This is a genomic window from Rhodococcus aetherivorans, assembly GCF_011058165.1.
Taxonomy (GTDB): Bacteria; Actinomycetota; Actinomycetes; order Mycobacteriales; family Mycobacteriaceae; genus Rhodococcus; species Rhodococcus aetherivorans.
In genome coordinates this window covers 44,968-68,939 of record NZ_JAALEG010000017.1, presented here as the reverse complement: position 1 = coordinate 68,939, position 23,972 = coordinate 44,968, and the positions used below count along the sequence as shown (strand labels likewise).

General features: G+C 70.3%; 25 protein-coding genes. 13 read left to right on the top strand and 12 right to left on the bottom strand.

Annotation, left to right across the window (positions count from 1 at the left end):
• The first annotated feature begins 4 nt into the window (after positions 1-4).
• Positions 5-1,138, top strand: a complete 1,134-nt coding sequence (gene hypD, locus G6039_RS09950; protein ID WP_006941958.1) for a hydrogenase formation protein HypD — start codon at positions 5-7, stop codon at positions 1,136-1,138.
• A gap of 63 nt (positions 1,139-1,201) precedes the next feature.
• Entirely contained in the window at positions 1,202-1,942 is a 741-nt protein-coding gene (locus G6039_RS09945; protein WP_051446126.1) for a DUF6390 family protein, read from the top strand.
• Between the two features lie 6 nt (positions 1,943-1,948).
• On the opposite strand, the gene G6039_RS09940 is transcribed toward G6039_RS09945, so the two are convergent.
• Genes G6039_RS09940 through G6039_RS09925 form a run of 4 tightly spaced genes read right to left on the bottom strand, consistent with a single transcriptional unit; the run spans position 1,949 to position 4,501 of the window.
• Positions 1,949-2,701, bottom strand: a complete 753-nt coding sequence (locus G6039_RS09940; protein WP_152103822.1) for an energy-coupling factor ABC transporter ATP-binding protein — start codon at positions 2,699-2,701, stop codon at positions 1,949-1,951.
• On the bottom strand, positions 2,698-3,456 hold the full coding sequence (cbiQ, locus tag G6039_RS09935) for a cobalt ECF transporter T component CbiQ (RefSeq protein ID WP_051446125.1): 759 nt from the start codon (positions 3,454-3,456) through the stop codon (positions 2,698-2,700). Before cbiQ ends, G6039_RS09940 begins: the two co-directional genes overlap by 4 nt.
• Positions 3,453-3,815, bottom strand: a complete 363-nt coding sequence (locus tag G6039_RS09930; protein ID WP_006945654.1) for a PDGLE domain-containing protein — start codon at positions 3,813-3,815, stop codon at positions 3,453-3,455. The genes cbiQ and G6039_RS09930 overlap by 4 nt, the downstream gene beginning before the upstream one ends.
• The gene (locus G6039_RS09925; RefSeq protein ID WP_006945652.1) at positions 3,812-4,501 is read right to left on the bottom strand and encodes an energy-coupling factor ABC transporter permease; all 690 of its coding nucleotides are present in this window, start codon (positions 4,499-4,501) and stop codon (positions 3,812-3,814) included. Before G6039_RS09925 ends, G6039_RS09930 begins: the two co-directional genes overlap by 4 nt.
• Before the next feature lie 246 nt (positions 4,502-4,747).
• On the opposite strand from G6039_RS09925, the gene G6039_RS09920 reads away from it, so the two are divergent.
• Complete coding sequence (locus G6039_RS09920; RefSeq protein WP_006945650.1) at positions 4,748-5,140, top strand: hypothetical protein; 393 nt, start codon at positions 4,748-4,750, stop codon at positions 5,138-5,140.
• 117 nt (positions 5,141-5,257) lie between these two features.
• Here G6039_RS09920 and G6039_RS09915 read toward each other — a convergent pair whose 3' ends face one another.
• Positions 5,258-5,692 (bottom strand): hypothetical protein, encoded by a 435-nt coding sequence (locus G6039_RS09915; protein ID WP_006945649.1) that lies wholly within the window; start codon positions 5,690-5,692, stop codon positions 5,258-5,260.
• Positions 5,693-6,031: 339 nt separating this feature from the next.
• On the opposite strand from G6039_RS09915, the gene G6039_RS09910 reads away from it, so the two are divergent.
• Positions 6,032-6,373, top strand: a complete 342-nt coding sequence (locus G6039_RS09910) for a DUF3703 domain-containing protein (RefSeq protein ID WP_006945647.1) — start codon at positions 6,032-6,034, stop codon at positions 6,371-6,373.
• Between the two features lie 48 nt (positions 6,374-6,421).
• On the opposite strand, the gene G6039_RS09905 is transcribed toward G6039_RS09910, so the two are convergent.
• The 4 genes from G6039_RS09905 to G6039_RS09890 form a co-directional block, all read right to left on the bottom strand.
• Positions 6,422-7,267, bottom strand: a complete 846-nt coding sequence (locus G6039_RS09905; RefSeq protein ID WP_006945646.1) for a PhzF family phenazine biosynthesis protein — start codon at positions 7,265-7,267, stop codon at positions 6,422-6,424.
• Between the two features lie 266 nt (positions 7,268-7,533).
• Positions 7,534-8,874, bottom strand: a complete 1,341-nt coding sequence (locus G6039_RS09900; RefSeq protein WP_043801113.1) for an MFS transporter — start codon at positions 8,872-8,874, stop codon at positions 7,534-7,536.
• Positions 8,875-8,899: 25 nt separating this feature from the next.
• The gene (locus G6039_RS09895) at positions 8,900-10,423 is read right to left on the bottom strand and encodes an acyl-CoA synthetase (RefSeq protein WP_006945643.1); all 1,524 of its coding nucleotides are present in this window, start codon (positions 10,421-10,423) and stop codon (positions 8,900-8,902) included.
• Positions 10,424-10,472: 49 nt separating this feature from the next.
• Positions 10,473-11,639, bottom strand: coding sequence for an acyl-CoA dehydrogenase family protein (locus G6039_RS09890; protein ID WP_029547195.1), 1,167 nt, complete (start codon positions 11,637-11,639; stop codon positions 10,473-10,475).
• A gap of 197 nt (positions 11,640-11,836) precedes the next feature.
• On the opposite strand from G6039_RS09890, the gene G6039_RS09885 reads away from it, so the two are divergent.
• Genes G6039_RS09885 through G6039_RS09870 form a run of 4 tightly spaced genes read left to right on the top strand, consistent with a single transcriptional unit; the run spans position 11,837 to position 16,248 of the window.
• Positions 11,837-12,415, top strand: coding sequence for a TetR/AcrR family transcriptional regulator (locus G6039_RS09885; protein WP_006945640.1), 579 nt, complete (start codon positions 11,837-11,839; stop codon positions 12,413-12,415).
• Positions 12,412-13,917, top strand: coding sequence for a flavin-containing monooxygenase (locus tag G6039_RS09880; RefSeq protein ID WP_043801115.1), 1,506 nt, complete (start codon positions 12,412-12,414; stop codon positions 13,915-13,917). The genes G6039_RS09885 and G6039_RS09880 overlap by 4 nt, the downstream gene beginning before the upstream one ends.
• On the top strand, positions 13,914-15,629 hold the full coding sequence (locus G6039_RS09875; RefSeq protein WP_043801118.1) for an FAD-dependent oxidoreductase: 1,716 nt from the start codon (positions 13,914-13,916) through the stop codon (positions 15,627-15,629). The genes G6039_RS09880 and G6039_RS09875 overlap by 4 nt, the downstream gene beginning before the upstream one ends.
• Positions 15,622-16,248: an acetoacetate decarboxylase family protein gene (locus tag G6039_RS09870; RefSeq protein ID WP_029547198.1), complete on the top strand. Its 627-nt coding sequence runs from the start codon at positions 15,622-15,624 to the stop codon at positions 16,246-16,248. The genes G6039_RS09875 and G6039_RS09870 overlap by 8 nt, the downstream gene beginning before the upstream one ends.
• A 16-nt stretch (positions 16,249-16,264) precedes the next feature.
• Here the strand turns inward: G6039_RS09870 and G6039_RS09865 are convergent, their stop codons facing one another.
• Together G6039_RS09865 and G6039_RS09860 are read right to left on the bottom strand one after the other, a co-directional pair.
• Complete coding sequence (locus G6039_RS09865; protein WP_006945634.1) at positions 16,265-17,062, bottom strand: DUF5602 domain-containing protein; 798 nt, start codon at positions 17,060-17,062, stop codon at positions 16,265-16,267.
• A 2-nt stretch (positions 17,063-17,064) separates the two neighbouring features.
• Complete coding sequence (locus G6039_RS09860) at positions 17,065-17,865, bottom strand: DUF5602 domain-containing protein (protein WP_006945633.1); 801 nt, start codon at positions 17,863-17,865, stop codon at positions 17,065-17,067.
• A gap of 137 nt (positions 17,866-18,002) precedes the next feature.
• On the opposite strand from G6039_RS09860, the gene G6039_RS09855 reads away from it, so the two are divergent.
• The 5 genes from G6039_RS09855 (at position 18,003) to G6039_RS09835 (ending at position 22,552) form a co-directional block, all read left to right on the top strand.
• A complete protein-coding gene (locus G6039_RS09855) occupies positions 18,003-18,434 on the top strand; it encodes a Fur family transcriptional regulator (RefSeq protein ID WP_029547199.1) in 432 nt (143 codons plus the stop codon).
• A 38-nt stretch (positions 18,435-18,472) separates the two neighbouring features.
• A protein-coding gene (locus G6039_RS09850) for an IS5 family transposase (RefSeq protein WP_206530751.1) occupies positions 18,473-19,290 on the top strand; the annotation gives its coding sequence in 2 pieces (ribosomal slippage) (positions 18,473-18,829 and positions 18,832-19,290; 816 coding nt in all).
• A gap of 91 nt (positions 19,291-19,381) precedes the next feature.
• Positions 19,382-20,842, top strand: a complete 1,461-nt coding sequence (locus G6039_RS09845) for a catalase (RefSeq protein WP_029547200.1) — start codon at positions 19,382-19,384, stop codon at positions 20,840-20,842.
• 298 nt (positions 20,843-21,140) lie between these two features.
• On the top strand, positions 21,141-21,614 hold the full coding sequence (locus G6039_RS09840; RefSeq protein WP_006945630.1) for a Dps family protein: 474 nt from the start codon (positions 21,141-21,143) through the stop codon (positions 21,612-21,614).
• 143 nt (positions 21,615-21,757) lie between these two features.
• Positions 21,758-22,552, top strand: coding sequence for a metal-dependent hydrolase (locus G6039_RS09835; protein WP_006945629.1), 795 nt, complete (start codon positions 21,758-21,760; stop codon positions 22,550-22,552).
• Between the two features lie 14 nt (positions 22,553-22,566).
• On the opposite strand, the gene G6039_RS09830 is transcribed toward G6039_RS09835, so the two are convergent.
• Positions 22,567-23,697: an LLM class flavin-dependent oxidoreductase gene (locus tag G6039_RS09830; protein ID WP_051445968.1), complete on the bottom strand. Its 1,131-nt coding sequence runs from the start codon at positions 23,695-23,697 to the stop codon at positions 22,567-22,569.
• Positions 23,698-23,972 lie beyond the last annotated feature (275 nt).

The window sequence follows — 23,972 nt, the reverse complement described above, 5'->3', positions numbered from 1 at the left end:
GATCATGAAATTCGTCGACGAGTTCCGCGACCCCGCCGCGGCGCGCGCCCTGGTGGCCTCGATCACCGACCTCGCCGCCGGGGAGGAGTTCAAGTTCATGGAGGTGTGCGGCGGCCACACCCACACCATCTACCGGCACGGCATCGAACATCTGCTGCCCGCGTCGGTGGAGCTGGTGCACGGCCCCGGCTGTCCGGTGTGCGTGATCCCCATGGGCCGCATCGACGACGCCATGTGGCTGGCCGAGCAACCGAACGTGGTGTTCACGACGTTCGGAGACATGATGCGGGTGCCCGGCTCGCGCGGGAACCTGCTCGAGGCCAAGGCCCGCGGCGCCGACGTCCGATTCGTGTATTCCCCGCTGGACGCCCTGAAGATCGCGGTGGACCACCCGGACCGGCATGTGGTGTTCTTCGCCGTCGGATTCGAGACCACCGCCCCGTCCACGGCGGTGACGCTCGTGCGGGCGAGACAGCTCGGCCTGAGCAACTTCACGGTGTTCTGCAACCACGTGACGATCGTGCCGCCGATCAAGGCGATCCTCGAGTCGCCGGATCTGCGGCTCTCGGGATTCCTCGGACCGGGGCACGTGTCGACCGTGGTGGGACTGCGTCCCTACCGCTTCGTCCCCGCCGTGTACGGAAAACCGATCGTGGTGGCCGGATTCGAGCCGCTCGACATCCTCGCCTCGGTGCACATGCTGCTGCGGCAGATCCGGGACGGCCGGTGCGAGGTGGAGAACCAGTACAGCCGGGTGGTGCGGCCCGAAGGAAACGTGCAGGCACTACGGCTGATGGCGCAGACGTTCGCGCTACGGCCGCACTTCGAGTGGCGCGGCCTCGGATTCATCTCGCAGAGCGCGCTCGGCATCCACCCCGACTACGCGGATTTCGACGCCGAGCAGCGGTTCTCGATGCCCGGCCTGCGCGTCGCCGACCCGAAGGCATGTCAGTGCGGCGAGGTGCTCAAGGGCGTCATCAAGCCGTGGGAATGCAAGGTCTTCGGCACGGCGTGCACGCCGGAGACCCCCATCGGCACCTGCATGGTGTCACCGGAGGGGGCGTGTGCCGCCTACTACAACTTCGGCCGGCTGCACCGGGACACCGCGGCGCTGGTGGGGCAACGCGGAACGGCCTGATCCGTGGCGGTGGTGACGGAGGGGCAGTGGTGACGGAGGGGCAGTGGTGACGGAGGGGCAGTGGTGACGGAGGGGCAGCGGCTCTTCGCCCGTTACGCCCATGCGCCGAACGCACTGGGCTACTGCGGCCCGGCAGGGGCGGCGGCCCTCGAGGCCGCCGCGTGCGGGCACGGCGACGGCGCGGCGGTCGTGGCCGCCGCCCGGCGGTTCACCGGAGCATGGCCCTACCAGGAGCTGATCGCGGCCCTGGCCGGCCGGACCGACCCCCTCGACGCAGAGGTGGTGCGCGCCTACTGGACCGGCAACGCCCTGACGGACCGGATCGATCCGGTGGAGTTCGGGACCCGGCTGCTCGAGCGGCTGGGCACGCAGGCGGGGCACTACTGGACCCACCTGACACCCGAACTGCTTGCCGAGGCGGCCCCGACGCACGCGTTCCACGTGCTGGGGGTGTACCCGTGGTCGCGACTGCTGACCACCGGGATGCCCCAGCCGGTACAGGTTCTCGATTCCTGCCGGATCCGCTGGGGCACCGTCGTCGCCGTCGGACCCGACACGGCGACGGTGCGCAGCCGCCGGCTCGAGTTCGACGGTGCCCGCCTGCGTCTCGGCGCGGAACGCGCCGAGACGGTACGGCGCCGCACCGGTGCGGGTGTGTTCGTGCCGGGACTGCGGCTCGGCGAACATGTTGCGCTGCACTGGGATTTCCTGTGCGACCGGCTAGAGGAGGAGGAGGTGGGCCGGCTGGAGGCCGCGACGGTGCGGCAGCTCGACCGCACCAACGGCCGGCTCGCCGCGGGGTGACGGCGCTCAGCGCGGGTCGGTCTCCGGCAGGGTGAATCCCCACGGCAGTTCCAGCCGGTTCGCGGCGAGCAGGTCGGCGTCGGCGAGCAGGGCGGTGATCGGACCGTCCGCGACGAGTCGTCCGTCGCTCACGATCACGGCCCGGCTGCACACCTGCGCGGCGTACGGCAGGTCGTGGGTGACCAGCAGCAGGGTGGCGTCGATGCCGAGGAGGACCTCGGCCAGTTCCCGGCGGGCGACGGGATCGAGGTCGGTGGACGGCTCGTCCAGGACCAGAACGTCGGGCCGGCACGCCAGCACGGTGGCGAGGGCGACCCGTCGACGCTGACCCGCGGACAGACGCGCGGTGTTGCGGCCGGCGTGCTCGGTCATGCCGACCGCCTCGAGGGCCTCGCGGACCCGGGCGTCGAGTTCGGCTGCGGAAACGCCGAAGTTGGCGGGCCCGAACGCCACGTCCTGTGCGACGGTCGGCATGAACAACTGGTCGTCGGGATCCTGGAACACCAGTCCGACCCGTCGCCGGATCTCACGCAGGGTGTTCCGCGCGACCGGCAGCCCGCCGATCCGGACGGTCCCGGACGACGGCGCCAGTACGCCGTTCAGGTGCAGCATCAGGGTGGTCTTGCCGGCGCCGTTCGGGCCGAGGACCGCGACCCGCTCACCGGCGGTGACGGCGAGGTCGATGCCGTCGAGGGCGCAGTGCCCGTCGGGGTGGACGTGCCGTACCCCCGTCAGCAGCACGGCCGGCTCCGCGGTCATGCCGTCACCCAGGCGGCGGCGCAGACGGCACCGGCGACGGCGGCCGGCAGCAGGCCCGCAGTCCAGGCCATCGCGGTGGCGGGAGGACCGGAGGCCGGGACGGCACCGGTGAATCCGCGGGAGAGCATGGCCAGATGCACCCGCTCACCGCGCTCGTAGGCGCGGACGAACAGCCCCCCGATTCCCCGGGCCGTCGCTCCGATGCGGTGGAGGGTGCGCGGGTCGTCGCCGCGGGAGATCCGGGCACGGTGCATTCGGTTCGCCTCGGCGGCAAGCAGTTCGAGATAGCGCAGCATGAGCACCGCCACCGTCGTGAGCAGTGCCGGAACCCGGAGGCGGGCCAGGCCGGCGGGCAGGTCCTGGGCCGGGGTGGTGGCCGCGAGGACGAGGGAGACGAGCACCCCGAGGGTGCCCTTGACGAGGATGCCCCACGCCGCGTACAGGCCCGGAACCGACAGGGAGAACCCCAGGACGTCGACCCGGTCGCCGGCCTCGGCGAACGGGAGCAGGACGGCGAGCGCGACGAACGGAGCCTCGATCGACATGCGCGGCGCCAGCCAGGCGCAGCGGATCCCGGCGAGTGCGCAGATCGCCGCGACGACCGCGAAATGGAGGGCGAAGGCCCACATCGCCTCGCGCGGAGTGGCGACCACGACGAAGACGAATGCCGTTGCGGCGACGATCTTCACCTCGGTGGGCAGGCGGTGCACAGCAGTCGTCGCGCGTGCAGGCCCGCCCCGCAGCGCGGTGGTCACGGCCGCGCTCCCGGAGTCCTGTTCCCGGATGCGCCCCGTCGACGGACGAGGAGACGGAACAGCGCGGCGGCCACCGCCGAGGTCGCGGCGACGCCGAGAACCCCGGCCACGCCGGTGGATCCGGTGTGGCCGCCGACCGTGTAACCGGCCAGCGGACCCGCGTCCCACGGATGATCGGTGGCCTCACCCGCCAGGCACTCCCCGGTGACCGTGGCGCTACCGTCGACTTCGACCACGGCACACCCCCGCGCGGTCGCGGCCTCGAGGCCGTCGGGGCTCGAATCGGCAAGGTACGAAAGCATCCCCGCGCACAGAAACGCCGCCACCGCGAACAGGATCAGGAGACGCCGGCGCGTCATGCCGGTGCCCGGGTCGGCGGCCGCAGCGGGCGGAGCAGATGGACGATGTCGGGCCGCGCCCGTGCCACCGCGACGACGGTGACGGCGGTGACGAGTCCCTCACCGGCGCCGATGAGAACGTGGGTGCCGAGCAGGAACGCAGCGACGGTGCCGGCGGACCCGGCGGTGCCGCCGACCGCGTACTCGACCAGGAACCCGGTCGCCGCGGCGACCGTCGCGACCAGCGCTGCGGCAAAAGAGATCACGCCGAGGGCCGGTCCGCACGGGTACCGGCGCAGCAGCGGACGCAGCGCCACGGCCGTGCCGTACCCGGCGAGCACGCCGAGCAGGGCCATGTTGGTGACGTTGGCGCCGAGGGCGGTGAGACCGCCGTCGGCGAAGAGCAGTGACTGCACGACCAGCACGACCGTCAGGCACAGGGCGGCGGTCGCGGGACCGACCAGGACGGCGGCGAGCGCGCCGCCGAGTACGTGCCCGCTCACCCCCGGCAGGACCGGAAAGTTGATCATCTGCAGGGCGAAGACGAAGGCCGCGACGAGGCCGGCCAGGGGAGCGATGCGCTCGTCGAGCCCGGACCGGGCCCTGCGGAGCGCCACCGCGAGGCCGAGCGCGGCGACGACGAAGAACGCCAGCGAGGTCCGCGCGTCGAGCAGACCGTCGCTCATGTGCATGGCTACGACGTCCATCGGAAGAACCTCCGAGACGTGAGGATGCGTCGACGCGATTCTAGCTGCCCACCTGAACAACTGAACAGTCTTTCGGCCGTCGGGCCGGTTCGTCCCGTTCCGCCGGGACCTTCGTGCGGCGCGGTCCGCAGTGGGGCGTCCTGCCGTCTCCCCGGCGAGATCGACTGTCGACAAACGCGGCGCCGCGTGCTCGGATGGAGTGAGGGGGTCCATTCGTCGGAATGCTCGAATCCCCGAGGAGAAGCGATGAACGACGGAACCGGAAGGCAAGAGGAGCCGCAGTCGGAGCGGGGTGCCCCCGGCTCGCGCGACATGGGCTCCACCGGCCCCGGAGGAGGGCCCGCGGACCGCCCCGCCGGCGCGTTCGAGGACGACGAGATGATCTCCGTCGACCCCGGCGACGCGGGGTCGCACCGACCCGGGCACACCACGACGGTCGGGGATGCGGACGCGGCCGTCCCGCCCTACGAGGGGCGGACGGAGCGCGGGGATGTCCGTCCCGCGCCGGACGACAGGGGAGAGGCGAGCACCGGGGGTGCCGGACGGCCGGTGGCCGACGAGACCCGCAAGTCGGCGGAGCCCTCCGAGACCCCGGGTGGCGCCACGACGTCGCCGACCGAGGAGCGGCCCGCCGGGTGAGCCGACACGACCCGAGGTGACGACGAGGGGCCGGCCCCGCCCACCGGGCGAGGGTGCACCGCGCCGAGGACGCGCGCTGTTCGGGCGGACCAGGGAGCCCGGTGCGCCGGGGCGGCGTCAGACGAACGTGCGCGCCAGCACGATCGCCAGCGCGATCAGCAGTGCGACCTTGACGATCTCGAGCGCCACATAGGCGTAGTGCACCTTCGAGCGGGGTGCGTCCTCCCCCGCGAGGATGCGGTTCGAGCGGCGCGTCAGCGGCGGGCGGATCACCGCCACCTGGACCGCCAGCACGGCCACCGTCACGAGGAGCAGGATCCATCCGGTCGTGCCGGGCGACGAGACCAGGCACGCCGTGATCAGCACGAGGGCGAGGACCCCCTCCACCGTGTTGAGTGCCCGGAACACCAGGCGACCGATACCGAGTCCGAGGGGGATGGTGATTCCCGGCGCCCGGAACTTCAGGGGTGCTTCGAGGAAGGAGATGGCGAGCACCATCCCGAGCCAGAGCATCGGCACGAACAGTTCCACGTAGCGTGCGAGAGTTTCCATCACTTGTCCTCGACTGCTGTGATCGGCACCTGATCGCCGATCCTAGTGGCGCCTGCGGCGACGGGGACGCCGGCCGTCCTTCGTCACGGCGAGAAGGGTGAGGACGAGGGCCGTCGCTGCGAGAGCGCGACGAAGACGACCACGTGGGCCGCACCCGCGCTGCGGTCACTACAGTCCTGACCGTCCTCGGATTACTCGTTGCGCAGAGGGGGAGCGGGAATTCCGGCCACGGACGTGTGTGAACGATCGACCCGTGGCGGCCCGTTCTTGCTCGGCGGCCGAGACCGAGGAATGCTGCTGACAGCTCGCGTTCGACAACGTTCACCGAAAGGATCGGTCATGCCGCGCATCGGTACCGTCGCCCGGGACCTCTACCGACGGGAGATGGCCGCGTCGAAAACTGCCGGCGACCCGCAGCAACGGTGGCGCCACCTCGAACGGGCGCACATCCTGTCCCAGCCGGATCCGTGGTTGCACACCTGCAATCACGTCGCGATGCTCGCCCTGGCGCTGCGCTGCCGTGACCGCCGCGAGGCCCTCGGGCAGGTCGTGCGGATCGTCGTCGCTGCTCCCGGTTCGATGACCGGCCGGTATCCCGAAGGCAACACCGGACGGGTCGCCGCCGGCCTGACGACCCCGATGCCGGTTCCGGCCGATCTGGCCCGGGCGCTGTCGGCGTAGTCGCCCACCCCCGGATTCGGAGGGGCGGACCCCGCTCACGACCGGCTCCTACAGGTGCACGGTCCCGCGGATGCACGTCGTGCTGTGTCCGCCGATCCACACCTCGTCGCCCGACGAGTGCACGGTCACGATGCCGCGGCGGCCGACGCGCGTCCCCTGGCTCGCTCGGTAGTCGGCCGGCGCGATGCCGGCGCCGATCAGCCACTGGGCCAGGCCGGCGTTGAGGCTTCCCGTCACCGGGTCCTCCTTGACGCCGACGGGCGCGGCGAAGGCGCGGACCTCGAACTGCTGCGGCGATCCCGGCGGGTAGGGGCCGACGACACCGAGCATCAGGTCGCGCATGTGCTGGTCGTCGGGTTCGAGGTCGAGCACGTCCTGCGCGGACTCGAGCAGGACCGCAGCCCAGCCGGGCCCGTTGTCGACCCAGTTGTGGGCCACGATCCGCTCGCGCGCGATCCCGAGGCCACGGGCGATGCGGGCCAGGTGGTCCTCGTCGAGGTCGCCGCGACGGACCAGCTCGGGGGCGCGGAACGCTGCCGACTCGTCGGTGTGGCGCAGTTCGACGAGTCCGGCTCCGCATTCCTGGACGAGAAGGCCCGGGGTTTTCGGCACGCCGCCGGCCTCGAGCCACGCGTGCGCCGAGCCGAGCGTGGGATGGCCGGCGAACGGGATCTCCGCGCCGGGGGTGAAGATGCGCAGCCGGTAGTCGGCCTCGGGGGTCGTCGGGGGAAGAACGAACGTGGTCTCGGACAGGTTCGTCCACGCCGCGAACTGCGCCATCGCCTCGTCGGGGATGCCGTCGCCGTCGAGGACGACCGCGACCGGGTTTCCCCGGTACGGCTCGGCGGCGAACACGTCGACCTGCGCGAAGTTCCGGGAACGTGGCTGCACCATCGGCTGTGTCTCCTTCGTCGGTTCCGTCCCGACGATTGTGGTCGCGGCGCCGGCGGGGCGCATCCGAATACGCCGGCGACCCTGCGATGGGCTCAGTGCCGACCATCCGTTCCGCGACGCTCGACCGCATCGGTCCGAACCACCTCGAGGCCGGGATCGATCACGTGCCGATGCGGCGCTGAACGACTGCGGCGCTGAACGACTGCGGCGCTGAACGACGAAGGGCGCGCAGGGAAGTCCCTGCGCGCCCTTCACGGTTCGAGGATTCAGTGCTCGTACGTGCTCAGGTCGCGGTCCTTGCTCTCCTTCGCCAGGAGGATGAACACCGCGCTCAGGACTGCCAGCCCGATCATGAACGCCGCGACCAGGCCGGTGCCGCCGCCGGCGGCCGCCTGCAGCGACGCGAGGATCACCGGCGTGAAGCCCGCGCCGAGCAGTGTCGCGCCCTGGTAGCCGAGCGAGGCGCCGGTGTACCGGGCCGCGGTGCCGAACTGCTCGGCGATGTACGCCGCCATCGGACCGTAGGTCGCGGACTGGCAGACGCCGAAGCCGAGCACGAACCCGAGCGTCACCAGGGCGACGTTGCCGGACGACAGCAGTGCCAGGATCGGCACGATCAGCACGACGAACGCGCCGAGACCGAAGAGCATCACCGGTCGTCGGCCGACGCGGTCGGAGAGGCGGGCGAATCCGAGCAGGGTGAAGATCGCGACGAACTGGCAGACGGCGAACGCCAGGAGCGCCTGCGATCGGGTCACCCCGGAATGGGACGCGTACCCGATGGCGAACGTGGTGAACATGGTCTGGATGCCGAAGCTGGCCATGCACCCCAGGGCGACGAGCAGCAGGTTCCGCGGACGGCGCAGGACGCTCAGGATCGGCGGGGTCCGCCTGTCGACCGCGGTGGCGTCCACCTCGGCCTGCTTGGCCATCGCCTCCCGGAACAGCGGGCTCTCGGACACCCGGGCCCGGACGAACAGGCCGACGGCCAGCATCACCGCGGACAGCAGGAACGGGATGCGCCAGCCCCACGACAGGAAGTCGTCCTCGGGCAGCAGCGCCACCAGCGCCAGGGCGAGGGTGCCGAGCAGGGAACCGGTGGGTGCGCCGGCGTTGGTGAACGAGGCGGCGAAGCCGCGCCCCCGCCCGCCGACGTGCTCGAGGGACATGAGCGCCGCGCCGCCCCACTCACCGCCCACGGCGATGCCCTGGCACACGCGCAGCAGCACGAGAATGATTGCGGCCCAGGATCCGATCGCCGACGCCGGCGGGACGAGGCCGATGAGGAACGACGCGACGCCCATGACCGTCATGGAGATCAGCAGCATCGACTTGCGGCCGTACCTGTCGCCGAAGTGCCCGAAGACGACGCCGCCGAAAGGACGGGCCAGGTAGCCCGCGGCGAACGTGCCCATCGACGCGATGGTCCCGGCGAGCGGGGACAGGTCCGAGAAGAACACGGGTGCGAAGACGATCGCTGCCGCGGTCGCGTAGAGCAGAAAGTCGTAGAACTCGATGGTGCTGCCCAGATAGCTCGACAGCACGACGCGTCGAACTTCCTTCTTTCTCTGGGCCGCAGTGATGTCCGCGGATGCGGTGACGGTCATGGGAGCTCCTGCCGTGGCGGTCGGGTCAGTGGGCGTACTGCTCGCGCAACTTGTCCTTGCGGATCTTTCCGGTGGCGTTGCGGGGGATCTCGTCGAGAACGAGAAGGGATTTGGGGATCTTGTACCTGGCGAGGCGCTCGCCGAGGAAGGCGAACAGCTCGTCCTCGGTGAGGGTGGCGCCGTCGGCGAGGGTGACGGCGGCCCGGCCCACCTCACCCCACTTCTCGTCGGGCACACCGAAGACGGCGCAGCCGAGGACGCCGGGCAGGTCGAGGATGGCGGCCTCCACCTCGGCGGGGTAGATGTTCTCGCCACCCGAGATGATCATGTCCTTGAGCCGGTCGACGATCGTGACGAAGCCGTCCTCGTCGGGAACCCCCACGTCGCCGGATCGGAACCAGCCGTCGCCGGTGAAGGCTTCGGCGGTGGCGTCGGGGCGATTCCAGTACCGCCGCATCACGTTCGGGCCGGAGATCTGGATCTCGCCGCGGTCGCCGGGGGCGACCTCGGTGCCGTCCGGGTCGACGACGCGCACGTCGGTGAAGAAGTGCGGGGCGCCCGCGGTGCCGAGCTTGCGCTCGGCGTCCTTGGGCGTGAGGATCAGCGCGCCCGGGCCGGTCTCGGTCAATCCGTATCCCTGGCAGAGGCGGACGCCACGGGCGGTGTAGGTCTGCAGGGTCCGTGGCGGTACCGGTGCGGCCGCGACGATCCAGCGACGGATCGAGCTCAGGTCGGTGCGGTTCCAGTTCGGGTGGGTGCTCATCGCGTCGAGCATCGTGGGCACCCCGAACGAGTACGTGACCCTCTTGGTTTCGATCAGGTGCAGGATGCGGCCGGGCTCGAAGCCCTCCTCGACGATCACGGTGCCGCCCTTGAGCAGGGTCGGCAGGGCGACGAAGTTCAAGGCGGCGGTATGGAAGAGCGGTGCGGCGACCAGGGCCACCTCGTCGGAGAGGAAGTCGAGATCGACGATCGGATTCATCACCGCGAACACCACGTTGCCGTGGGTGAGGACGACGCCCTTGGGCCGGCCGGTGGTGCCGGAGGTGTACATGATGAAGCACGGGTCGTCGTGCGTGACCGGGACGTCGAGACGGTCGGCGGGGGCGGTCGCGATGATCTCCTCGTAGCCGACGGCCCGGTCGTCGGGTGCCCCGTCGAGGACCACGCGCCGGGCGGTGCCGGCCGCGGTGGCGGCCGCGTCGGCGACGTCCGCGAGGGCGGCGGAATGGATCAGCACGGCGCTGCCGGAGTCGGCCAGGCAGTACTCCACCTCGGGGGTGGTCAGCCGGGCGTTGAGCGGCACGAACACGGCCCCGAGCAGGCCGGCGGCGAACAGCACCTCGAGGTAGGCGGGGTGGTTCGCGGACAGCAGCGCGACCCGGTCTCCGGGGCCGATACCCCGGGCGCGCAGGGCGTGGGCGAGCCGGGTGACCCGCTCGTCGAGTTCGCGGTAGGTGACGGTGGTGCCGCGGAAGTCGAGCGCGACCGCGTCGGGGGCCTGCCGGGCGCGTCGGTGCGGCCAGGTTCCGGTACCTTGATTGAGCACGGGATCTCCTCGATGCCTTGGGATGCGGGATGGTCTGTGGCCGAAGCGACTACGTCCGGGTGAGCCGGCGACCGACGATCTCCTTCATGATTTCCGTGGTGCCGCCGTAGAGGGTCCCGGCCCGGGAGTCCAGATAGTCGCGGGCGACGTCGTACTCCTTCATGAACCCGTAGCCGCCGTGCAGCTGCACGGCCCGGTGCACCACCTTCAGATGCAGTTCGGTGACCCACCACTTGGCCATCGCCGCCGTCACCTCGTCGAGCCGGCCGTGGGCGGCGTCGAGGATGCAACGGTCCACGAACACCTGCGCGATCTCGATTTCGGTGGCCAGTTCGGCGAGGTAGAAGCGGTTGGCCTGGAAGTCGGCGATGCGCTGCCCGAACGCTGTGCGGTCGGTGGCGTAGCGCAGCGCCGTCTCGAACGTGCGGGTCATCAGGGCCATGGAGGTCACCGCGATGCTGAGCCGCTCCTGCGGCAGGTTGTGCCGCAGATAGCCGAAGCCCCGGTTCTCCTCGCCGAGCAGGTTGGCGCGGGGCACGCGGACGTCGTCGAACACCAGCTCGGCGGTGTCCTGTGCGGACAGGCCCACCTTGTCGAGCGGGCCGTTCTTCGTGAACCCGGGCATGCCGTCCTCGACGACGAGCAGGCTCACCCCGTTCTTCCCGGCGGCGGGATCGGTCTTCGCGACGACGATGATCGTGTCGGCGAGCAGGCCGTTGGAGATGAAGATCTTGCTGCCGTTCAGCACGAAGTGGTCGCCGTCGGGAATCGCGGTGGTGGCGACGGCGGCGAGGTCGCTGCCGGCGCCGGGTTCGGTCATGGCGATCGCGCCGATCGCCTCACCGGCGACCATGGGGGCGAGCCAGCGATGGTTCTGCTCCTCGGTGCCGAGGGCCGTGAAGTACGGGGCGACCAGGTCGTTGAATCCCGACAAGCCCATGGTGACGGCCTGGGCGCCGACGCGGGCGAGTTCCTCGATGAGCACGGCGCCGAACCGGAAATCGTCGATGCCCCCGCCGCCGAACCGTTCCGGCACGGCGACACCGAGCAGGCCGAGCTTGCCGGCCTGCCGGTACAGCTCGCGATCGACGCGGCCCGCCGCGGCCCACTGCTCGAGGTGGGGGGCGACCTCGCGCTCGGCGAAGCGTCGCGCGGTTTCGCGGAACGCGGCGTGGTCGGGTTCGTAGATGGTGCGTTCGAGCGACACGGCACTCATGGAGACGGCGGTCCTCCTTCTGCGACCTCGTGGTTTGTCGCGCAGATCACAGTAGACCAATAATGATTGAAATAGTCAACGGTTGAATTCCATCTGCTTTCCGGGTGGGCGGTGCCCTCAGCTGGGGATATGTGTCTCGGCTAAAAACTTGCAAGCAGTCTGGACTGTTTGTTGTTTTGCTGTTACCGTCCGTTCTTGTGACTCGAACCACATCCACGGGCACGGGGCGCACGCAGGCCGAGCGCACCGCCGTGACCCGGGCGAAACTCCTCGACGCGGCCGTCGACTCGCTCGTCGAACTCGGCTACGCGCGCACCACCACCCAGGTCATCGCCAAACGGGCCGGGGTATCCCGGGGTGCGCAGCTGCATCACTTCCCGACCAAGGAATCGCTCGTCGTCGCCGCGGTCGAGCACCTCGTCGACAAGCGCCTCACGGAGATCCTCGAGGCCAGCCCGGACCCCGAGCGTGGCCTCGACGTCCTCACCGACGCGTTCCGCGGACCGTTGTTCCACGCCGCGCTCGAGCTGTGGGTGGCCGCCCGGACCGATCCCACCCTGCACGAGGCGGTGATCCCCCTCGAGCGCAAGGTCTCCGACGCGCTGCGGGTCGGCTGCCTCGAGATCATGGGGGACCGGATGGGCCCCGACGGAATCGACCTGAGCATCGAGCTGGCCCGCGGCCTCGCCGTCGCCGCCCTGATGCGTACCCCCGAATCGGATCGTGAGATCCGGGAGCGGCTGCTCCCGGTCTGGAAGGAACTGGTGATGAAGTGAGCATCGTGACCCTCCCGCCGCACGTCCACACGCTCGTCGTGGGGGCCGGCTTCGGGGGCATCGGCATGGCGGCCACGCTGCTGCGTGAGCACCCGCGCGCCGACGTCCTCGTGATCGAGCGGGGCGACGACGTCGGCGGCACCTGGCGGGTGAACACCTACCCGGGCGCGGCCTGCGACGTGCCGAGCGCGCTGTACTCGTTCTCCTTCGCGCCCGAACCGGACTGGTCGAAGGCCCACGGCACCCAGGAGGAGATCTACGCCTACCTGCGTCGGGTCGCGACGGAACAGGGCGTCACCGACCGGACGATGTTCGGGTGCGAACTGCGCGACGCGCAGTGGGACGACGAGAACACCCGCTGGATCGTGTCGACGTCGCGGGGCGACCTCACCGCCGACGTGCTGGTCTCGGCGACCGGTGCGCTGTCCACCCCGACCCTCCCGAAGGTGCCGGGCCTGGAGATGTTCCGCGGCAAGATGTTCCACTCGGCAGAGTGGGACCACGGCTACGACCTGCGCGGCAAGCGCGTCGCCGTGATCGGCACCGGCGCCTCCGCGATACAGTTCGTCCCCGCCATCGTCGACACCGTCGGGCACCTGACGCTGTTCCAGCGCACCGCCTCGTGGGTCATGCCCAAGCACGATCACACCATTGCGCGTCCGGTGCGCGCCCTCTACCGGCGTTTCCCGCTCGCGCAGAAGGTCGTTCGCGGGGCCGTCTACGGGCAGAAGGAAACGTACGTCGTCGGGATGACACGGCCGTTCGCGCGCCGGTGGCTCGTGCCGTTGTTCGAGCGCCGAGCGCTGTCGGTCCTCGACAAGCAGGTCCCGGATCCGGAGCTGCGGACGAAGCTCACCCCGGGGTTCCGGATCATGTGCAAGCGGATCCTGCTGTCCAACGACTGGTTCCCGGCGATCACCCGGCCCGACGTCACCGTGGTTTCCTCCGGGCTGACCGCGGTCACCGAGAAGGGTGTCGTCGACGAGGCGGGCAACGAGCACGAGGTCGACGCCGTCATCTTCGGCACCGGCTTCACCGTCACCGAACCGCCTGTGGCCCGGCACATCCGGGGACACGACGGCCGCACCCTGGCCGAGGTCTGGAACGGCAGCCCCAGCGCCTACCTGGGCGTCTCGGTCCACGGCTTCCCCAACCTTTTCCTGATGTACGGGCCGAACACCAACCTCGGCCACAGCTCGATCGTGTACATGCTCGAATCGCAGGCCGCCTACATCGCGGACGCCCTGCGCACCATGCGGTCCCGGGAACTGGCCACCGTCGAGGTGACCGCCGGCGCGCAGCGCGACTACAACGCCGAACTCGACCCCGCCCTCGCCGGCACGGTGTGGAACGCGGGCGGCTGCCACAGCTGGTACCTCGACCGCAAGGGGCGCAACTCGGTGATGTGGCCGACGTTCACCTGGCGGTACCGCGCCCGGACCAAGCGCTTCGATCCCGAGAACTATGTGACCCGTCCCGCTGCCGAAAGGATTGCGGCATGACCCATTACGACGTTCTGGTCGTCGGGTCCGGCTTCGGCGGCAGCGTCGCCGCGCTGCGCGCGACCGAGAAGGGCTACCGCGTCGGCGTTCTCGAGGCCGGCCGCCGCTTCGCCGACGACGAACTGCCGAAGACCAGCTGGCGACTGCGCAAGTACCTGTGGGCCCCGGCCCTGGGCTGTTACGGCGTGCAGCGCATCCACCTGCTGCCCGACGTCCTGGTCATGGCGGGTGCCGGCGTCGGCGGGGGATCGCTCAACTATGCCAACACCCTCTACCGGCCGCCGGCCCGGTTCTTCCAGGACCCGCAGTGGGGGCACATCACCGACTGGCAGGCCGAGCTCGGACCGTACTACGAGCAGGCGGCGCGGATGCTCGGCGTGCGCCCGAATCCGCTGACGACCCCCGCCGACGAGGTGATGCGCTCGGTGGCCGAGGAGATGGGGGTCGGCGAGACGTTCACCACCACGCCGGTCGGCGTGTTCTTCGGCGAACCGGGGAAGACGGTGCCGGACCCGTTCTTCGGGGGCGCCGGGCCCGAGCGCACCGGCTGCACCGAGTGCGGCGGCTGCATGACGGGTTGCCGGGTGGGCGCGAAGAACACCCTCGTCAAGAACTATCTGTACCTTGCCGAGCAGGCCGGGGCGACGATCCATCCGCTCACCACCGTCACCGAGATCCGTCCGCGCGCCGAGGGGGGATACGAGGTCCGTGCCCGCAGCACGAACCGGATCCGCAAGCGCCACACAGTGTTCACCGCCGACCAGGTGGTGTTTGCCGCCGGCACCTACGGCACGTCGCGGCTGCTGCTCGCGATGCGCGAGACCGGTGCCCTGCCGAGGTTGTCGCCGCGACTGGGCACGGTGGTGCGCACCAACTCCGAAGCGGTGCTCGCCGCGACGGCGCAGGACCGCACCGTGGACTACTCCCGCGGCATCGCGATCACCGCCTCCTTCCACCCGGACGACCACACCCACATCGAACCGGTGCGGTACGGCAAGGGCAGCAACGCCATCGGGCTGTTGCAGGCCCTCCTGGTCGACGGTGGGGGCCGGACACCGCGGCTGGTGAAGTTCCTCGCGGTGGCGGCCCGCAACCCCGCCGCGTTCCTGCGCACCCTGTCGGTGCGGCACTGGTCCGAGCGGACCGTGATCGCGCTGGTCATGCAGACCGACGACAACTCCCTCGAACTGGCGAGCACGCGCGGGCCGTTCGGACGCCGGCTCACGAGCCGTCGCGGGCCCGGCGCGCCACCGCCGGAGTGGATTCCGGTGGGTCACGAGGCCATCCGGCGGGTCGCCGGCAAGATCGACGGCGACGCGGGCGGATCGGTTGCGGACCTGGTCAACATTCCCATGACCGCGCACTTCCTCGGCGGCTGCGTGATCGGGGACTCGCCCGAGTCCGGTGTCGTCGATCCCTACCTGCGCGCCTACGGCCACGAGGGCCTGCATGTCGTGGACGGATCCGTGGTCAGCGCCAACCTGGGCGTGAACCCGTCGCTCACCATCACGGCGCAGTCCGAGCGGGCGATGGCGTTGTGGCCCAACAAGGGTGACGCCGATCCACGCCCGACGCTCGGATCCGGTTACGTGCCGGTCACTCCGGTGCGGCCGGTGCGGCCCAGCGTGCCGGAGTCGGCTCCCGCGGCGCTGCGCCTGCCGATCCATCCCGTCCGACGAGAGGAGGCCGCCCGTGTTGTGGAGCGTGCCTGAGAGCACCGACGAACGTACCGACTGGCCGACGTCCGCGCCGCCGCCGTGGTCGGCGCAGGCGCGCGCGGCCCTGTGGTGGCACCGCAGCGCGCCCGGGGCGGCCCAGTTCGGCCCCGGCGGCCGGACCCTGCCGTTCACCCTCGCGATGGTGGTGGACTACCTCGAATCGCCCGTCGGCCCCTACCGCGAGGTGCTCGCAAGTCCCGTCCTGCGCCCGGGACTGATCCCGGCGATGGCCGTGCCGTTCATCGCCGTGGACTCCGAGGCGTCCGTGCACGGCGGGCGCGAGCACTGGCATCTGCCCAAGGTGCTCGCCTCGTTCACCGGCGACGTCATCGGCCGGTTCTCCGCCACGGGCGACACATGGAAGGTGGACACCGACGCGACCCCGCGCGGTCCGGAACTGCCGATCGTCGGGGGACTGGCGTTCGCACAGCCCGAACCGGACGGCAGCCAGGCCCGCGCCACGGCACGGCTGAGGGGACGGTTCCGCTACGCCCGCGTCCGCGTCGAGGCGCAGGGCCCGACACTGGGACGGTGGCTGCTGCCGGGGGCCCACCACGGCATCGTCATCACGTCGGGCCGGATGAGCATCGGCCCGGCCCGGACGGTGCGCTAGGGAACCTGCGGTGGGCTCACGACGCCTCGCGCATCGTGAGCCCACCGAGTTCGACGACGTACTGCCCGGCTGCGTCGTCCCACGTCACCGAGTAGGTGGTGGGGTAGTAGCCGGACTGCTGATACGCGCTCGGCTGCCGCAGTTCCTCGTGCAGGTCGGGCCGGGACGCCAGCCAGTCCCGGGTCATCATCGGCTCGATGAAGACGTGCCGGCCGTCCCACGAGCCCTGCAGGACCGTCTCGGTGAAGTGCCCGTGCGGCTCGGCGGTGTCGAGCCAGTGCAGTCCCATGTTGGGGACGGTGCCGAGAATCGGCTGGGGGTCCGACGGCGCGTAGCCTTCCGGGAGGTACTTCGGGTCCGGCAGCTTCGCCGCCCGCTCGAGATACCCGGGGACGAGCGGGTTGATCGACTCCACCGTCGCGGTGTCGACGAGGTAGAAGTGCACATCGAAGTGCGGCTGGTCGAACCCGTGTTCCGGATTGTGGCCGTGAGAGTTCCAGTCCAGCGTGACATGGTCGACGACCGTCGCGGGCGCCCCGTCGGGAACGTCGAGCACGTAGGCCTCGGTGGTGGGCAGCAGACCGCTCGTGAGGCCTTCGAGAGCGGCGGCATCGAGGCGGACGCCGATCGCGGTGGGGGTGTCGTCGGGTCCGACGGTGACGTACGTGTGCGCCGATCCGTTACCGACGGGGCGGGGCGGGCCGTCGACGGACGTGGAGCCCTGGGCTCCGGCCACGGAACCGACGACGAGTGCCGTCGCCGTCGCCGTCACGCCGACGACTCCGAGCACCGCGAACGTGCGAAGGTGCACCACTGTCACGACTCCTCTCGCATGGTGAGTCCACCGAGTTCGACGACGTACTCCTGCGCCTGGTCGTCGAAGCTCACCGAGTAGGTGGTGGGGTAGTACGCGCTCTGCTGATAGGCCTCGGGCTGTTTCACCGGCTCGTCGATCGTGGGCCGGGTGAGCAGCCAGTCGCGGGTGAGCATCGGCTCGATGAAGGTCCATTCCCCGTCCCAGGATCCCTCGATGAGGATCTGGGTGAAGTCGTACTGTCCCGGCGCGATCGGCAGGGTGCCGTCGACCCAGTGCATCCCCATCTGCGGGACGAGCGCCATCTCCGGCGGACCGGCGGGCACGTAGTCGGCCGGCATGTACCGGGCTTCGGGCATGTTGGCCGCCGCGTCGGCGTACCCGGGTGCGGCCGGGTCGATCTCGGAAATCTGCTCGGCGCCGATCATGTAGAAATGGATGTCGAAATGAGGCTGGTCGAACAGTCCCACCGGTTCGTGCCCGTGCGGGTTCCAGTCCATGGTCAGGTGGTCGAACGCGGTCTCGTCCGCCTCGGCCGGGAACTCGAGCGTGTGCACCTCGAGGGCGTCGGAGAGGCCGTCGAGCGCCGTCGCCGAGAAGCGGACCCCGATCGCCGCGGGGGCACCGTCGTCGCCCTGCTCGACGTAGGTGCGGGCCGTGCCGTCGCCGACCTCGACGGTGGGGCCGTAGGAGTAGGGCTCGGATTCCGTGTCGGATCCGCTGGAGCAGCCGAGCAGCAGGGTGAGCGCGGTGCCGGCCGCGATCGCGATCCCGGAGGCGCGAGAGATCGGGTTGGTGCGCATGGCGAACCTCTTCCGGTGGGCTGAGAAGCAGGGTAGACCCGGCCGGCGGGTCCGTTGTGCGGAATCAGGCGATCGTGTGCGGACCGATTCCGCCCGTCTTTTCTTGACTAATTCCAGAAAAGGGGCATACTGGGGTCATGCAACGAGCGGATGAGCACCTCGACCCCCCAGCGCAACTGCGCTCCGTGGGTCTGCGGGTGACCGCTCCGCGTGTTGCCGTGCTCGGTGCGGTTGCCGCGCACCCCCATTCCGATGCGGACGAGATCGCGGCCGCGGTGCGGAGCGAACTCGGCTCCGTCTCCACGCAGGCGGTGTACGACGTGCTCAAGGCGTGCGTCGGGGCCGGGCTCCTGCGCCGCATCGAACCCGCGGGTTCGCCGGCCCGGTACGAGACCCGGATCGGCGACAACCACCACCACCTGGTGTGCCGCAGCTGTGGCGCGGTCACCGACATCGAGTGCGTCGTCGGAGCGGCGCCGTGCCTCGAACCCTCGGACGACCACGGCTACGTCGTGGACGAGGCCGAAGTGACGTTCTGGGGACTGTGCTCCGACTGTCGAGAGTCTTAGAGCGTGTCTTGTATGGGTCGGATCCTGTGTACGGCATGATGCATGGCGTGGTCGATGCGTTGTCTACTCGGTTGGTGCCGGATGCGTTGTGGGAGATCGTCGAACCGCTGCTGCCTCGGTTCTCGCCGAGGCCGCAGGGCGGCGGCCGGGCGGCGCTCGATGATCGGGCGGTGTTCACCGCCGTCGTCTACGTGCTCACCAGTGGCTGCGCCTGGCGGCACCTGCCACCGTCGTTCGGGGTCAGCGTCCCGACCGCGCACCGCCGCTTCGCGGCCTGGGCAAAGGCCGGGGTGTTCGACGAGCTGCACCGCCAAATCCTCGACCGACTCGGCGCCGGCGGGGACCTGGACTGGTCCGCGGCGATCCTGGACGCCGCGCACGTCCGGGCGAAAAGGGGGGCTCTCTGACCGGTCCCAGCCCGGTCGACCGGGGCAAGAACGGCTCGAAGATCCACATCCTCACCGACGCCGACGGGATCCCACTCGTCACCGCGGTGACCTCGGCGAACACCCACGACAGTGTCATGCTGCAGCCCATGGTGGCCGCGATCCCGGCGGTCCGGTCGCGTCGTGGTCCGCGGCGCCGGCGACCCGGCCGGTTGCGGGCGGACAAGGGCTACGACTACCCCGTGCACCGTCGGTGGCTGCGTCAGCGGGGCATCGTCCCGCGGATCGCTCGCCGTGGCGTCGACAGCAGCGAGCGTCTCGGGCGGTACCGGTGGAAGATCGAACGCACCCTGGCGTGGCTGAGCGGCTACCGCCGGCTGACGATGCGCTACGAACGTCACGGTGAGCACTTCGCTGCCTTTCTCCAACTCGCTGCTGCGCTGACCTGCTTCAAGAAACTGGCCAAATGAGACATACTCTTAGTCCCGCACCATTTCTCCACTACGACCCGCACCGCGGCGACGTGGCGCGGAGCGTGCACCCTTCCAGAGGAGGATCACCGTGACGAATCCCCGCCCCACCACCAACAACGTCGGCATTCCGGTCGCGAGCGACGACGAATCGCTCACCGCAGGAACGCAGGGCCCGGTACTGCTGCACGACCACTACCTGATCGAGAAGCTCGCCCACTTCAACCGCGAACGGGTCCCGGAGCGTGTCGTGCACGCCAAGGGCGGCGGCGCGTTCGGCGAACTCGTCGTCACGGGCGACGTCAGTGCCTACACCAAGGCCAAGCTGTTCCAGCCGGGCGCGAAAACCGAATCCCTCGTGCGTTTCTCGACGGTCGCCGGGGAGCAGGGCAGCCCCGACACGTGGCGCGACCCGCGCGGTTTCGCGGTGAAGTTCTACACCGAGGACGGCAACTACGACCTCGTCGGCAACAACACCCCGGTGTTCTTCGTCAAGGACCCGATCAAGTTCCCCGACTTCATCCACTCCCAGAAGCGGCTACCCGGTTCGGGTCTGCGCGACCACACCATGCAGTGGGACTTCTGGACGCTGCGACCCGAGAGCGCCCACCAGGTGACGTGGCTGATGGGTGACCGGGGCATCCCCCGAACCTGGCGCCACATGGACGGTTTCGGCTCCCATACCTACCAGTGGGTCAACGCGGCGGGAGAGCGGTTCTGGGTCAAGTACCACTTCAAGACGAACCAGGGCATCGAATTCCTCACCCAGGACGAGGCCGACCGCCTCGCCGGCACCGACCCCGACTACCACCGCGCCGACCTCCACGACGCGATCGAGCGGGGCGAGTTCCCCAGCTGGACGCTGAAGGTGCAGATCATGCCGGTGGCCGAGGCGGAGGGGTATCGCTTCAACCCGTTCGACCTGACCAAGGTGTGGTCGCAGCGCGACTATCCGCTGATCGAGGTCGGCACCTGGACGCTGAATCGCAATCCGCGCAACTTCTTCGCCGAGATCGAGCAGGCCGCGTTCGCGCCGTCGAACATCGTGCCGGGCATCGGCCTGTCGCCGGACAAGATGCTGCTCGGCCGCGTGTTCTCCTACGCCGACGCGCACCGCTACCGCATCGGCGCGAACCACGCGCAGCTGCCGGTCAACGCGCCGAGGAACGAGGTGAACTCGTATTCCAAGGACGGCGCCATGCGGTACTCGTTCAACGACCCGGGCACCCCGGTGTATGCGCCGAACAGCTTCGGCGGCCCGCACGCCGACCCGCAGGCCGCCGGCGACGAAGGTTTGTGGGAGTTCGGCACCGAGGCGGTGCGGGCCGGCTACGTCCGGCATGCCGAGGACGACGACTTCGGTCAGGCCGGCACGCTGGTCCGCGAGGTGCTCGACGACGCGGCCCGTGAGCGGCTGGTGGGCAACATCGTCGGCCACATCCTCGGGGGGACCGCGGCGGCGTTGTACGAGCGGATCTTCGAATACTGGTCGAACGTCGACGCCGACCTCGGCAAGAAGGTCGAGGAGGGCGTGCGGGCGGGCCGGGCCTGACCTCCCGTCAGAGAATGCCCCACCAGTAGAGGAGGGTGGCCAGTATCCACACGATGACCGTCTGCATCACTCTGTCCTCCCTCGATACGGATTCTTCCTCCATCATCCGCCCGCGCGGCCGCGGCTGCCACGGACACTCCGGGCCGAAGGGGCCCCGTATCCACTTCGTTGCCTGCGGCCGCGCGGAACTCGGTCACCGCGTCGAGCGTTGAAGCGGGGGAGATATGTCCGAAGCACGGCCGGCGCGCGACGTCCGTCGCCGCCGGGAGGCACATCGACACGGATAGGAGCTCGGATCATGACCGGACCGATCACCAGCACGTTGAGCCCGGACCAGCAGAAGGTCGCCGGGGACGCTCTGCAGGGCACCCTCGTCGACATGATCGACCTGAGCCTGATCGCCAAGCAGGCGCACTGGAACGTCGTCGGCCCGCAGTTCCGCAGCCTGCATCTCGCGCTGGACGAGATCGTCACGGCCGCCCGCACCTACACCGACGAGGTGGCGGAGCGCCTCACGGCGATCGGCGTCAGCCCGGACGGACGGGCCACCACCGTCGCCCAGGACTCCGGCACCACGGGTTTCGGCGCGGGCTGGACCAAGGACGAGCAGGTCGTCGCGGCGATCACCGACAACCTCGCGGCCGTCATCGGACGCCTGCGCGAGCGCATCGCGGCGACGGACGAGGCCGACCCGGTCACGCAGGACCTGCTCATCGCCCAGACCGCCGGCCTCGAGCAGGCGCACTGGATGTGGCAGGCGCAGCTCGCCTGAGCCGTCGAGTGCGAGAGGGCCACCCGTTCCCGCGGGTGGCCCTTCGTGTGCGCCGGGCGATCGAACACCTGTGTTACTGAAGTGTCGGATGTGATTGCTACGTTGGCATCGGTTCGTTCTTCGATCGAAAGGTGCCTGCAGCGATGGTCATGGGTCCCACCCACGCGGTGTCCGGGGCGCTGGTCGGCCTCCTCGTCGCCGACGTGCTGCCCCGCGAGTGGGGCGGGCCCACATCCACGGCCGAGACGTTCGCGTTCGCCGCGGTCTGCGCCGGTTCGGCCCTCCTGCCGGATCTCGACACGCCCCAGTCGACGGTGGCGCGGTCCTTCGGGCCGGTGAGTCAGGTCGCGGCGCGCGGCATCGACAACCTCTCGCTCGGTTACTACACGCTCACCAAGGGCCGCCGCGACCGCAGCCGTCGCGGCGGGCATCGCACGCTGACGCACACGGCCCTGTTCGCGGGCCTGCTGGGGGCGGGGGTGTCGACGCTTGTCGCCCGGTTCGACCGGGTCGCGGTCGTCGCCGTCCTGTTCGTCACGCTCGGCCTGGCGCTGCGCGGGCTCGCGGACGGATGGGCCAAGCGCAACGGCTGGCTCGTGGTGACCGCGACCTCGGCGGTGCTGTCGGTGCTCATGTGGAACTGGTTCCCCGGAGAGGTCGGTTCGGTGGGCCTCGGGGTGGCAGTGGCGCTGGGATGCGCGACGCACTGCCTGGGCGACGCCGTCACCAAGGAGGGCATACCGTTCCTCGCGCCGTTCCTGCCGTGGCGCGGCGAGCGCTGGTGGGAGATCAAGATGCCCGGGTTCCTTGCCATCCGCGCCGGCGGCGCCTTCGAGCTGGCGATCCTCGGTCCAGGGCTGACGATCGCCGCGTTCGCGATGGCGGTGTGGTCGATCGACGGCGCGCCGGAACTCCTGCGGGAGGCCGTCGGCGTGTAGGTCCTCGAGGGTGCTCACCTGCGCAGCGACGCGGCGATGCGATACATGGCGGGCACTGTGTACGCCCAGTCCTGCAGCGACAGGTAGGCCGACGTGGGGACGAGCACCACATGCCGCAGCCCGGCCTCCCCGAACTCCCGCAACCGCGCGGTGATCCGGCCCGGTGTGCCGACGAGGAATCCGTATTCGGTGACCTCCGGGGGCACCGCCGCGAGCGCCTCCTCCCACCGGGCCCGGTCGTAGCGTTCCGGGATCACGTCGACCGAGCCGCGGAACTCCGGCCCGAAGGGATGTACCGCGCCGGCCGCAGCCCAGTGCTCGGCGGAGAACAGCAGCGTCCAGTACCGCATCATCCGGCTGTGCAGCATCGCCTGCGCCCGCTTCTGTGTGGGGGCGACGAGGATGTAGGCCACCAACGCCGGCACGATCCGGTCGGGGTCGCGACCGGCCTCGGTGGCGGCGGTACGGATGCGCGCCAGTTTCGCCGCGTACTCGTCCGGGGTGCGCAGTGCGATGGTCATCGGCAGCCACCCGTCGCCGTAGCGCCCGGTCAACTGCAGCATCCGAGGTCCGTGGGCGGCGATCCAGATCTCCGGGGTGCGCCCGGGTGGGGCCTGCAGGTCCATCACCGCCCCGTCCAGGTGGAAGTGCGTGCCGTGGAAGTCGAACGGGCCGTGCGAGTCGAAGCAGCGGCGGACGATCTGCACGGTTTCGGCGAGTCGGTCGACCGGGTGGGCCTGCGACAACCCGTACGGGTCGATGTTCATCCGCTCCCCGCAGCCCAGGCCGAGGATCGGCGCGCGCTTGGTCAGATGCGCCAGGGTCAGGGCGGCCTGAGCGAGCAGCACCGGGTGGCGCCGGATCGGCTCGCTCACTGCCACCCCGAGCCGCATCCTCCCCGCAGGGGCCGCCAGTGCCCCGAGCAGGGTCTGGTAGTCGAACACCTCGTGCGGACTCGACACCTGGTCGCTGAAGCGGGTGAAGGTCCTGTCCCACAGGGCGGTCGGGAAGAACTCCTGGAAATGGTCCCAGACGAACAGCGACGTCAGCCCGCCATACCTCGCCAGCGCCGTGATGACCCGCACCTCGCGCCACGGTGGGTTGGACGAGGTGTACATGCCGGTATCGATCGTGGTGGACGTCATGGCGTTCCCTTCCGGGCCTGTCCGTTCACCGGCGGCCGGCGGTGCTCTGTCGCCGCCGTGCAACGGCGCTCTGTCGCCGCCGTGCAACGGCGCTCTGTCGCCGCCGTGCAACGGCACGCTGTCGCCGCCGTGCAACGGCACGCTGTCGCCGCCGTGCAACGGCACGCTGTCGCCGCCGTGCAACGGCACTTGCCACTGTCTGCCCGTGACCGGGTGCGGGGCTAGGGTCCTACGTCCTCGCTCCGGTCGTGGACGGCGGCGTTCAGCCGGTTCGG

Excerpts from the sequence above, each read along its gene's own strand:
- hypD (WP_006941958.1), top strand. The coding sequence starts at position 5 with ATGAAATTCGTCGACGAGTTCCGCGACCCCGCCGCGGCGCGCGCCCTG.
- G6039_RS09940 (WP_152103822.1), bottom strand. The coding sequence starts at position 2,701 with ATGACCGCGGAGCCGGCCGTGCTGCTGACGGGGGTACGGCACGTCCAC.
- G6039_RS09930 (WP_006945654.1), bottom strand. The coding sequence starts at position 3,815 with ATGACGCGCCGGCGTCTCCTGATCCTGTTCGCGGTGGCGGCGTTTCTG.
- G6039_RS09925 (WP_006945652.1), bottom strand. The coding sequence starts at position 4,501 with ATGGACGTCGTAGCCATGCACATGAGCGACGGTCTGCTCGACGCGCGG.
- G6039_RS09920 (WP_006945650.1), top strand. The coding sequence starts at position 4,748 with ATGAACGACGGAACCGGAAGGCAAGAGGAGCCGCAGTCGGAGCGGGGT.
- G6039_RS09915 (WP_006945649.1), bottom strand. The coding sequence starts at position 5,692 with ATGGAAACTCTCGCACGCTACGTGGAACTGTTCGTGCCGATGCTCTGG.
- G6039_RS09910 (WP_006945647.1), top strand. The coding sequence starts at position 6,032 with ATGCCGCGCATCGGTACCGTCGCCCGGGACCTCTACCGACGGGAGATG.
- G6039_RS09905 (WP_006945646.1), bottom strand. The coding sequence starts at position 7,267 with ATGGTGCAGCCACGTTCCCGGAACTTCGCGCAGGTCGACGTGTTCGCC.
- G6039_RS09900 (WP_043801113.1), bottom strand. The coding sequence starts at position 8,874 with ATGACCGTCACCGCATCCGCGGACATCACTGCGGCCCAGAGAAAGAAG.
- G6039_RS09890 (WP_029547195.1), bottom strand. The coding sequence starts at position 11,639 with ATGAGTGCCGTGTCGCTCGAACGCACCATCTACGAACCCGACCACGCC.
- G6039_RS09875 (WP_043801118.1), top strand. The coding sequence starts at position 13,914 with ATGACCCATTACGACGTTCTGGTCGTCGGGTCCGGCTTCGGCGGCAGC.
- G6039_RS09860 (WP_006945633.1), bottom strand. The coding sequence starts at position 17,865 with ATGCGCACCAACCCGATCTCTCGCGCCTCCGGGATCGCGATCGCGGCC.
- G6039_RS09855 (WP_029547199.1), top strand. The coding sequence starts at position 18,003 with ATGCAACGAGCGGATGAGCACCTCGACCCCCCAGCGCAACTGCGCTCC.
- G6039_RS09840 (WP_006945630.1), top strand. The coding sequence starts at position 21,141 with ATGACCGGACCGATCACCAGCACGTTGAGCCCGGACCAGCAGAAGGTC.
- G6039_RS09835 (WP_006945629.1), top strand. The coding sequence starts at position 21,758 with ATGGTCATGGGTCCCACCCACGCGGTGTCCGGGGCGCTGGTCGGCCTC.
- G6039_RS09830 (WP_051445968.1), bottom strand. The coding sequence starts at position 23,697 with ATGACGTCCACCACGATCGATACCGGCATGTACACCTCGTCCAACCCA.